The 7,481-nt window shown below is 30.6% G+C and carries 9 protein-coding genes and 1 pseudogene; 8 read left to right on the top strand and 2 right to left on the bottom strand.

Going from position 1 to position 7,481, the window contains the following annotated elements; translation table 11 throughout:
- From HU235_RS18940 to HU235_RS18930, 3 genes are all read left to right on the top strand, one after another.
- The coding region (locus HU235_RS18940) for a hypothetical protein (protein ID WP_217451459.1) at nt 1-203 on the top strand (203 nt) is incomplete at its 5' end.
- Nucleotides 204-400: 197 nt separating this feature from the next.
- Nucleotides 401-601, top strand: coding sequence for a cold-shock protein (locus HU235_RS18935; RefSeq protein WP_095302167.1), 201 nt, complete (start codon nt 401-403; stop codon nt 599-601).
- Nucleotides 602-1,244: 643 nt separating this feature from the next.
- Nucleotides 1,245-1,484, top strand: coding sequence for an HPr family phosphocarrier protein (locus HU235_RS18930; RefSeq protein ID WP_095302166.1), 240 nt, complete (start codon nt 1,245-1,247; stop codon nt 1,482-1,484).
- Nucleotides 1,485-1,793: 309 nt separating this feature from the next.
- Here the strand turns inward: HU235_RS18930 and HU235_RS18925 are convergent, their stop codons facing one another.
- Nucleotides 1,794-2,240 (bottom strand): SHOCT domain-containing protein, encoded by a 447-nt coding sequence (locus HU235_RS18925; protein ID WP_095302165.1) that lies wholly within the window; start codon nt 2,238-2,240, stop codon nt 1,794-1,796.
- Between the two features lie 273 nt (nt 2,241-2,513).
- On the opposite strand from HU235_RS18925, the gene HU235_RS18920 reads away from it, so the two are divergent.
- Together HU235_RS18920 and HU235_RS18915 are read left to right on the top strand one after the other, a co-directional pair.
- A complete protein-coding gene (locus HU235_RS18920; RefSeq protein WP_095302164.1) occupies nt 2,514-2,744 on the top strand; it encodes a DnaJ-like cysteine-rich domain-containing protein in 231 nt (76 codons plus the stop codon).
- A 121-nt stretch (nt 2,745-2,865) separates the two neighbouring features.
- Complete coding sequence (locus tag HU235_RS18915) at nt 2,866-3,273, top strand: VWA-like domain-containing protein (RefSeq protein ID WP_145582363.1); 408 nt, start codon at nt 2,866-2,868, stop codon at nt 3,271-3,273.
- 42 nt (nt 3,274-3,315) lie between these two features.
- Here the strand turns inward: HU235_RS18915 and HU235_RS18910 are convergent, their stop codons facing one another.
- A complete protein-coding gene (locus tag HU235_RS18910; RefSeq protein ID WP_233452291.1) occupies nt 3,316-3,762 on the bottom strand; it encodes a chemotaxis protein CheX in 447 nt (148 codons plus the stop codon).
- 489 nt (nt 3,763-4,251) lie between these two features.
- Between HU235_RS18910 and HU235_RS18905 the strand changes: the two are divergent.
- The 3 genes and pseudogenes from HU235_RS18905 to HU235_RS18895 all read left to right on the top strand — a co-directional run.
- Nucleotides 4,252-5,361: pseudogene (locus tag HU235_RS18905) on the top strand (type III polyketide synthase); the annotation flags it as partial.
- Nucleotides 5,358-5,915, top strand: coding sequence for an isoprenylcysteine carboxyl methyltransferase family protein (locus tag HU235_RS18900; protein WP_095301320.1), 558 nt, complete (start codon nt 5,358-5,360; stop codon nt 5,913-5,915). The pseudogene HU235_RS18905 and the gene HU235_RS18900, both read left to right, overlap by 4 nt.
- Nucleotides 5,916-6,630: 715 nt before the next feature.
- A partial coding sequence (locus HU235_RS18895; RefSeq protein ID WP_174881225.1) for a dynamin family protein occupies nt 6,631-7,481 on the top strand: 851 nt, incomplete at its 3' end.

The raw sequence follows: 7,481 nt of genomic DNA, 5'->3' as shown, positions 1-7,481 counted from the left end.
CAATAAGCAATATTAGGGGGGAAATCATGAAGAGGAATTTATTTTTATTAGTAGGTTTATTAAGTTGTGTTGTTTTGAATGGCTGTAAGAGTGAGAAGGAAAAGATTTTGGATAATCCAAATAAAGATATTTCGGATGAAGTCAAACAAAGTAAAGAGGAAAAGAGTTATGATCCGAGTAACACTGTTACTGAAGATGAATAAGATTTGAAGTAATGGAACAATTTTTAATAAAAAGGTAAATTTATTTGCTTTTCAGATTCATTTCTGTTATTCTTAAGAAGAATTATTTTTGTTCGGTCTGTAAGGAAAGAATAAGTATTTAAACTTTTCGCCTTTGATATCTAATTGAGCAAGGATAGTAATACATTGTGGAATATTCCACACAGGAGGAAACAATTATGCAACAAGGTACTGTAAAATGGTTTAACGCAGAAAAAGGTTTCGGATTTATCGAAGTTGAAGGTGGAGACGATGTATTCGTACATTTCTCAGCTATCCAAGGCGAAGGATTTAAGTCTTTAGACGAAGGCCAAAAAGTAACATTTGATGTTGAGCAAGGTCAACGTGGACCACAAGCAACAAATGTTGTAAAAGCGTAATTGCTTAAAGGGACTCATTAAGAGTCCTTTTTTTTTTTATGAACCTATTTAACAATATACGGCGCTTAATGACAAAGGATTGACATATTCTTTTTACATATATTCAGGCACTCTCTTTTTTGTAGGCTCTATTCTAAAAATTGTTGTTTTATATAGTTGATAGAGCTAAGGTACGAGAATCCTTGATGAGCGGGAAAGGTGAAAATTTAGCATGTATTTATGCTAAAGGTGGCTTATTGCTTACCCGCCTGAAAGTGACTACTGCTGAAGGAAGCCCATCAAAAGTTTAACTTAATAAAAAATAACAAAGTTAAGGAAAACAGCTCTTTTGGGTAATAACCTTTTTATTTTAGATTTTTTAGGATGATTTTATAACCTTGAAAAGCATAAAATACGCTTAATTAACATACAAATGATTTATCTTTCTTTATTAGCGATAAGAACAAAAGTGAAGATAAGGGTTATATTAAACTGTATATGTAGCTATACTCTTGTTAAATTACTCTTTGCACAGTCCTGGTTTAATGAATCATTTTAGTTTGTTACGAATTGATTCTTTTCAATTGATTAAAAGTTTTCGCTGTCATCAATTCTTCAGTTAATAATAAGAAGAGCAATATACTTAAATTTAGGGGAAGAGAAAATGAGAGTGAAAGAGCTTGTTATATCGGAAAAAATAAATGTAAGAAAATTAATTGAGGTTGTAGAACTTGCAAACCAATTTGAATCTGAGATTTTTGTAGAAGGAGACAATTATAAAATTGATGCAAAAAGCTTGATGGGATTGTTGGCGACGATTAAACGTAATTCAGCAATTACTATTATCGCAAAGGGGATAGACGAGGAAGAAGCAATTAAGAAATTGATTTCCTTATTAAAATAATGGTTATTAGGAAGTTTTTTGATTTTGAAAAACAAGACTTTTATATGTTTACGTAAACTGTATTGCTTTTTATGAGTAATTATTATAGTTGACTTCCTCGAGCAGTGATCTCTATCCAAGAAGTGGGTGGTGAGCGACTTTTAGTGTGAACACCTGTTCAAGATTAACCAGTACTACACTTCTCTCAAGTGTTAAAAACAACAATATAATAGAAAAGATCAATAAAAAAGAATGAAAGGTGATCACTCGCTTTGAAATAGCCTATGTAAATAGACGAAGCGAGTAATCTTTATTGAATCCTTTCATTCTTTATCCTTCTAAAATACGTTCTTTCTGTTCATTATATTCTTCATCTGATAAAATACCCAAATCAGCTAATTCTTTCAGCTTTTTCAGCTTTTCAAAATTATCAACCGCTGAATCTGCACGTTGTCCTTTAATGATTGAAATTTGCTTTTCAATTGATTCTTTTAATTCAATTGCAAGTTCTTTTTCACTTTTTGAGAATTCGATCGTATTAAGAGACTTTTCGCTTTTATTCTTGTTATTGCCACAATCTAATACAATTGTCCCGTTTGAAGCAATACCAGGTTGCTTAATTGAAACATCTATAATGTTCTTATATTGGTTTAACTTTACTTTATTAAATTTACCTAATAATCCGTGATGAATGATCTCAATACTACTTTGATACAAATAAATGGTTGTTTTACTTCCCTTTTTAAACGCAAATTCTTTAAACGCTAATTCAGCCATACAAAAATCCCCATTTCTTTAATCAAAATTCCTATATGTAAATATATATTGTTATTTTGAAATAAATTATACACTTGAAAAGTGACATAACCAACTATAAATCTACAATTTTGAAGTTTCTCTTTATTTTACATAATATTCGTATAAATGTTAAGGACTGATTTAAAAAAATCTAATAATCGATAAAAAGGTCTATAATTTAAGAAGTAAAGCATCTGCAGAAGAATATTATTTTACCTCTTGTGGCATATTAAGGAAAAAAGAGAGGTAACAATGAATATATTTTACGCGATATCAGAATGGAAACAGGGTAGAAATGATAAAAAGCTTCTTGAAATGAAGGAATTAGGAAAATGTCCTGACTGCAATGGTAGAGGTTATATTTTAACAATTTCTAGTTTGTATATACCAAGCTTTGAGTCAATTTTTGATTGCCCAGGTTGTAATGCGAGCGGACAGTATAAGGACTGGGAAAATGCTGCAAATGAAAACATAATTCATTAATCATTTTTAACATAATATCTGTAAAAAAAATATTTTAATTCATTAGCAAGTAATAGGATAATTTCAAACCTCATTGTGTACAATAGTTATTGCTGCAAAATCGGTGAGGGGAGCTGGAACAATGAAATGGCATAAACAGTTACTTTCAAAGTTACAGGAGCGTAGAAATAAAAAAATTGTCCTCGCAATCGATACTTCTACAACCCAAACAGGGACTTTATTAATTGAAAATATTGTGAAACTGTTTGGACAAGTTTGTCCGGAAACATTATTGGTACAAGCAGATTTTAAAATTAGAAGTATAACTTCAATAAAAAATACTGAAATTAGATACTTTACACATGGAAAATCATCATATACTGAGGTTCTTGAATGGGCAGAAAAAGAAGATGTTGACACAATTTTCTATATTACAGATGTTACTGGATTTTTTTATGAAGAATTAGCATTTGATAAAGAAATTTTTTGGTTAGTACCTGATAAATTTATTCCAAAGGTTCCATTTGGAAAAGCAATTTGTGTGGCATAGAAAAAGATAAATCTAAAGCTGACAGTAATAATCTGCCAGCTTTTAAATGTTTATAAATAAAGAAATCATTAGGTTTTTCTCTTTCTCTTTTAATACGATTGGTATAGTAATTGGTTGTGAATACTGGTTTACATTTACATGTTTTAAAAACTTTGGTGTTGAAATATCGGTTGTTAGACCATAATTAGATAAAAGTGTTGCCAAATTACCGGTAAGCATATTTGCAAATTCTCCAATAAATGATTCGAGTAATTCTCCTGAAATAGGCATGCCAAACATCCCTTCGCCTATGTAACTATATACAGATAGTTCTCCTTGTATTAATATCGCTCCATTACATTCACCTGATAGGTCGATTTGAACAGAATGTAACATGGCATCTATAGGAACTGTTTCAGTGAGGTCCTCTATTAAATAAGGGACTGTTAATATCATTTTAAGTGAAGCCATTGTTCCCGCTAATATGTGCTCTTTTACTTCATTATTCATAGTTGTCACTAGTTCCTCCAGCCTATTATTGTTACTTTATAATAGCATAAAACTGGATAAATGATGTATCTTTTTTTGTAAGTATGTCATAAATAACGGAAGATTCGTCATAATCTAATAATAAACTACAAACTATTTAAAAGAGAGAGAATACTAGTAAAAAATCCCTATTAAATCGAGAGTAGATATTATCTGTTGTTACCAATATTTATAAAATGATACAACTTCTTAGTTACGATATAATGAAAGTGCACAACAACTCCTTCAAAACGTCAGCCTTTTCCTCATCGGAAAGGGCTTTTTTTATCGTATCATTAGTGTGTAAAAATTGTGATTTGATAGTGAATACATTAGTAAAATAGCCTATTGTAAGTAGAATGGAATTATCTGTATTTATTTCGGTTCATAATTTCTTTCATGACAGAATTATCTACATAATAATGGATAAAATGACATAGACTAGGCCATAGTAACCATAATAAATGTAGAGGTGAGGTTATGGCATATCTATTATCGATTGGTCGAGCAATTCCTTCTTATCAATATTATCAAGATGAGATAAAACAGTTTACAAGAGAATTATTTAAAGATTCGTTTAAGGATATCGATAGGCTACTTACAGTATTTAATAACGCCGAGATTAAAAAAAGACAATTTGTTCAGCCATTGGAATGGTATAAATCTAATTATACATTTGCTGAGAAAAATCAACTTTATATAGAAAAGGCAGTGGAATTAGGTGTAGAAGCAATTAATCAATGCTTAACAAATAAACAGCTTTTATTAAAATCACTCGATCTAAAAGATATAGATGCAATTTTTTTTATAAGTAGTACTGGAATATCGACACCAAGCATTGATGCAAAAATAATGAATCGATTACCATTCAAGGAATCAACAAAAAGGATCCCAATATGGGGATTAGGCTGTGCAGGTGGTGCTAGCGGTTTGGCAAGAGCCTATGAATATTGTAAAGCACATCCTCAATCTCTAGTTCTTGTTCTAACTGTAGAACTATGTAGTCTTACCTTTCAACCTAATGATAGAAGTAAAAGTAATTTAGTGGGAACTTCACTTTTTTCAGATGGAGTTGCATGTACATGTTTGGCAGGGGATAATGTTTCTATTTCAAAGTTATCTAGGACATCACTCATCCCAAAAATTAAAGGAACCACTTCTGCTTTTATGAAAGATTCAGAAGATGTGATGGGATGGACGATAAAAAATGAAGGGTTTTTTGTTGTTTTTTCAAGAGATATCCCTTCTATTATAAAAAATTGGTTGCGCCCTCAAGTAGTTCAAATGCTTGAACAATTTAATTTAAAGCTTCAAGACATTTCCCATTTTCTTGCACATCCAGGAGGAAAAAAGGTATTAGATGCATATAAAGATGGACTAAATTTTAATGAATATCAAATACAAGTTTCAAAAAAAATTCTCGAGAATTATGGAAATATGTCATCGGTTACAGTTATGTATGTTATTTTAGATTATTTAGAACAGAGAATTGGTAAAAGGGGTGAATATGGTGTTATTGCTGCGCTAGGTCCAGGTTTTTCTGCTGAATTGCTTCTTGTTCAATGGGAGGATTTATTATGAGTGTTTTCGAAATTATGTTTAGTCTGTTAATACTTCAACGAGTGTCAGAACTAATCATTGCAAAACGAAACGAAAGGTGGATGATAAGCAGAGGAGCGACGATTCATGGAAAGAACCATTATCCGTTTATTGTTGTTCTTCACATATTATTTTTACTTTCCCTATGGTTTGAAGTAACGATGTTTAACAATGAGTTATCTAATATCTGGATAATACTTCTTCCATTAATCGTTTTTTCACAAATCATTCGCTACTGGGCAATATGTTCTTTAGGAAAGTATTGGAACACAAAAATTATTATTGTTCCAAATCAGGTAATCGAATCAAAAGGTCCTTATAAATTTATAAGACACCCAAATTACGTAGCTGTTGCACTTGAAATAGGTTTATTCCCATTATTATTTCATGCTTATACTACAGCTATCGTTTTCTCATTTTTGAACATGATAATGATGATGATAAGAATTCCAATAGAAGAAAAGGCTTTAAAGAATCAGACAAATTATCAAAAAAGCTTTGGGATCAAAGCTCGATTTCTCCCTAAACGTTTTTAATGTTTAGAAAAATGATATGAGTGAAATATTATGTTATATAATGCAAAGAGACTTTTAGGGTTCCACTAATTGAGTTTCATTTTATCAGAAAAATTCGAAAAACAATATTGAAAATGATTATCATTGATGATAAGATGAATTTAATGAAAAACATTCTCAATTTTATAAGTGGAGGGTCTACTGCATATGACGATGTTATTTGTAGGGTGCACCGTTGTAGTATATAGTGTATTAGTAGGTTACATATTAAAAAATATTGATGCTCGAAAAGCATAATTTATCACTGCTCCTTAAATAGGGGGCATTTTTTTATAGAATTTAAAGATAACATAGAAGCTTGTCCTATCAGCACAGGAGCAATCATTTCGGTTGCTCTTTTTCTATTTTGTCTGTTATCTTAAACTTTGTTTTTTATTAAGTTACCGTTTTGGTTGATCTCCTCATACAGTACTTGCTTCTATTGGGGGTGGTGAGCACCTTTTAGTGTAAACACCTGATTAAACTGTTCCACTTATCTGAGCAGGAGTCTCACATTTTCGCTACAAAATAGATAAATAGTGAATTAGAAGTAGAAAAGAGTCTAAATAATCGAAATTGAACTTCGTATTCAAGGAATTTAAATGAGTCCAATAAATGATAAGGATAGTAAAATTTAAAAAGATTCTGTAAAATAATAAGAAGAATTGAAATGAATGATAGATAAAGGGGATTATCAATGACAGCTGCTGTAAAAACAGATCAATATATGCAAATGTTAATAAGGCTTCACGAAGTAATACAAAAAGAGGATGATAAACGAAAAATCGTTGAATTAAATGAGAAACTTTATCACGACAAGCTATATATTGCATTCGCTGGTCACTTTTCTGCCGGAAAATCATCGATGATTAATAAATTATTAAATGAACAGGTATTGCCGACAAGTCCAATACCAACTAGTGCTAACCTTGTATTGTTAGAAAATGGTCAAAACGAGGTTACTCTGTATTCTAAACATAAAGAGGTAATAAAGCTAGCTACTGATTATTCAATTGAACAAATAAAGGATTTCTGTAAGCAAGGGGATGAAATTGAAAGAATTTCAATTCGAAAACCGTATAATCATTTAAGTGAAAATATTGTGATAATGGATACTCCTGGTATTGATTCAACAGATGTTGCCCATAAGCTTTCAACAGAATCAATGCTTCATATTGCTGATATTATTTTTTATGTGACAGATTATAATCATGTTCAATCTGAAGAGAATATCGCCTTTATCACTGAGATGAAGGAAAGAGATAAATTAGTTTTTCTTATTGTAAACCAAATTGATAAGCATAATGAAAATGAAGTGAAATTCTCAGCCTTTAAACAACAAATAATTGACACCTTTATTGAAACAGGGCTTCACGAAGATGATGTTTTCTTTACAACATTAAAAAATGACGACCATAAGGAAAATCAATTATCAGAAATTAAACAGATTATTCAGGCTATGGTACAGGATAAGGAAAAATATGTAGAGAAAAATGTTCGAAAATCTACAGATTATATTGTTCATGAACATCTTAGTAAATATAAGGA

This window comes from Metabacillus niabensis (genome assembly GCF_902829255.1).
GTDB lineage: Bacteria > Bacillota > Bacilli > Bacillales > Bacillaceae > Metabacillus > Metabacillus niabensis.
This window is presented reverse-complemented; position numbering and strand designations above follow the sequence as displayed.

What these genes read in the sequence shown, in the direction of transcription:
- HU235_RS18935 (WP_095302167.1), top strand. Translation starts at nt 401, where the DNA reads ATGCAACAAGGTACTGTAAAATGGTTTAACGCAGAAAAAGGTTTCGGA.
- HU235_RS18930 (WP_095302166.1), top strand. Translation starts at nt 1,245, where the DNA reads ATGAGAGTGAAAGAGCTTGTTATATCGGAAAAAATAAATGTAAGAAAA.
- HU235_RS18925 (WP_095302165.1), bottom strand. Translation starts at nt 2,240, where the DNA reads ATGGCTGAATTAGCGTTTAAAGAATTTGCGTTTAAAAAGGGAAGTAAA.
- HU235_RS18920 (WP_095302164.1), top strand. Translation starts at nt 2,514, where the DNA reads ATGAATATATTTTACGCGATATCAGAATGGAAACAGGGTAGAAATGAT.
- HU235_RS18915 (WP_145582363.1), top strand. Translation starts at nt 2,866, where the DNA reads ATGAAATGGCATAAACAGTTACTTTCAAAGTTACAGGAGCGTAGAAAT.
- HU235_RS18910 (WP_233452291.1), bottom strand. Translation starts at nt 3,762, where the DNA reads ATGAATAATGAAGTAAAAGAGCACATATTAGCGGGAACAATGGCTTCA.
- HU235_RS18900 (WP_095301320.1), top strand. Translation starts at nt 5,358, where the DNA reads ATGAGTGTTTTCGAAATTATGTTTAGTCTGTTAATACTTCAACGAGTG.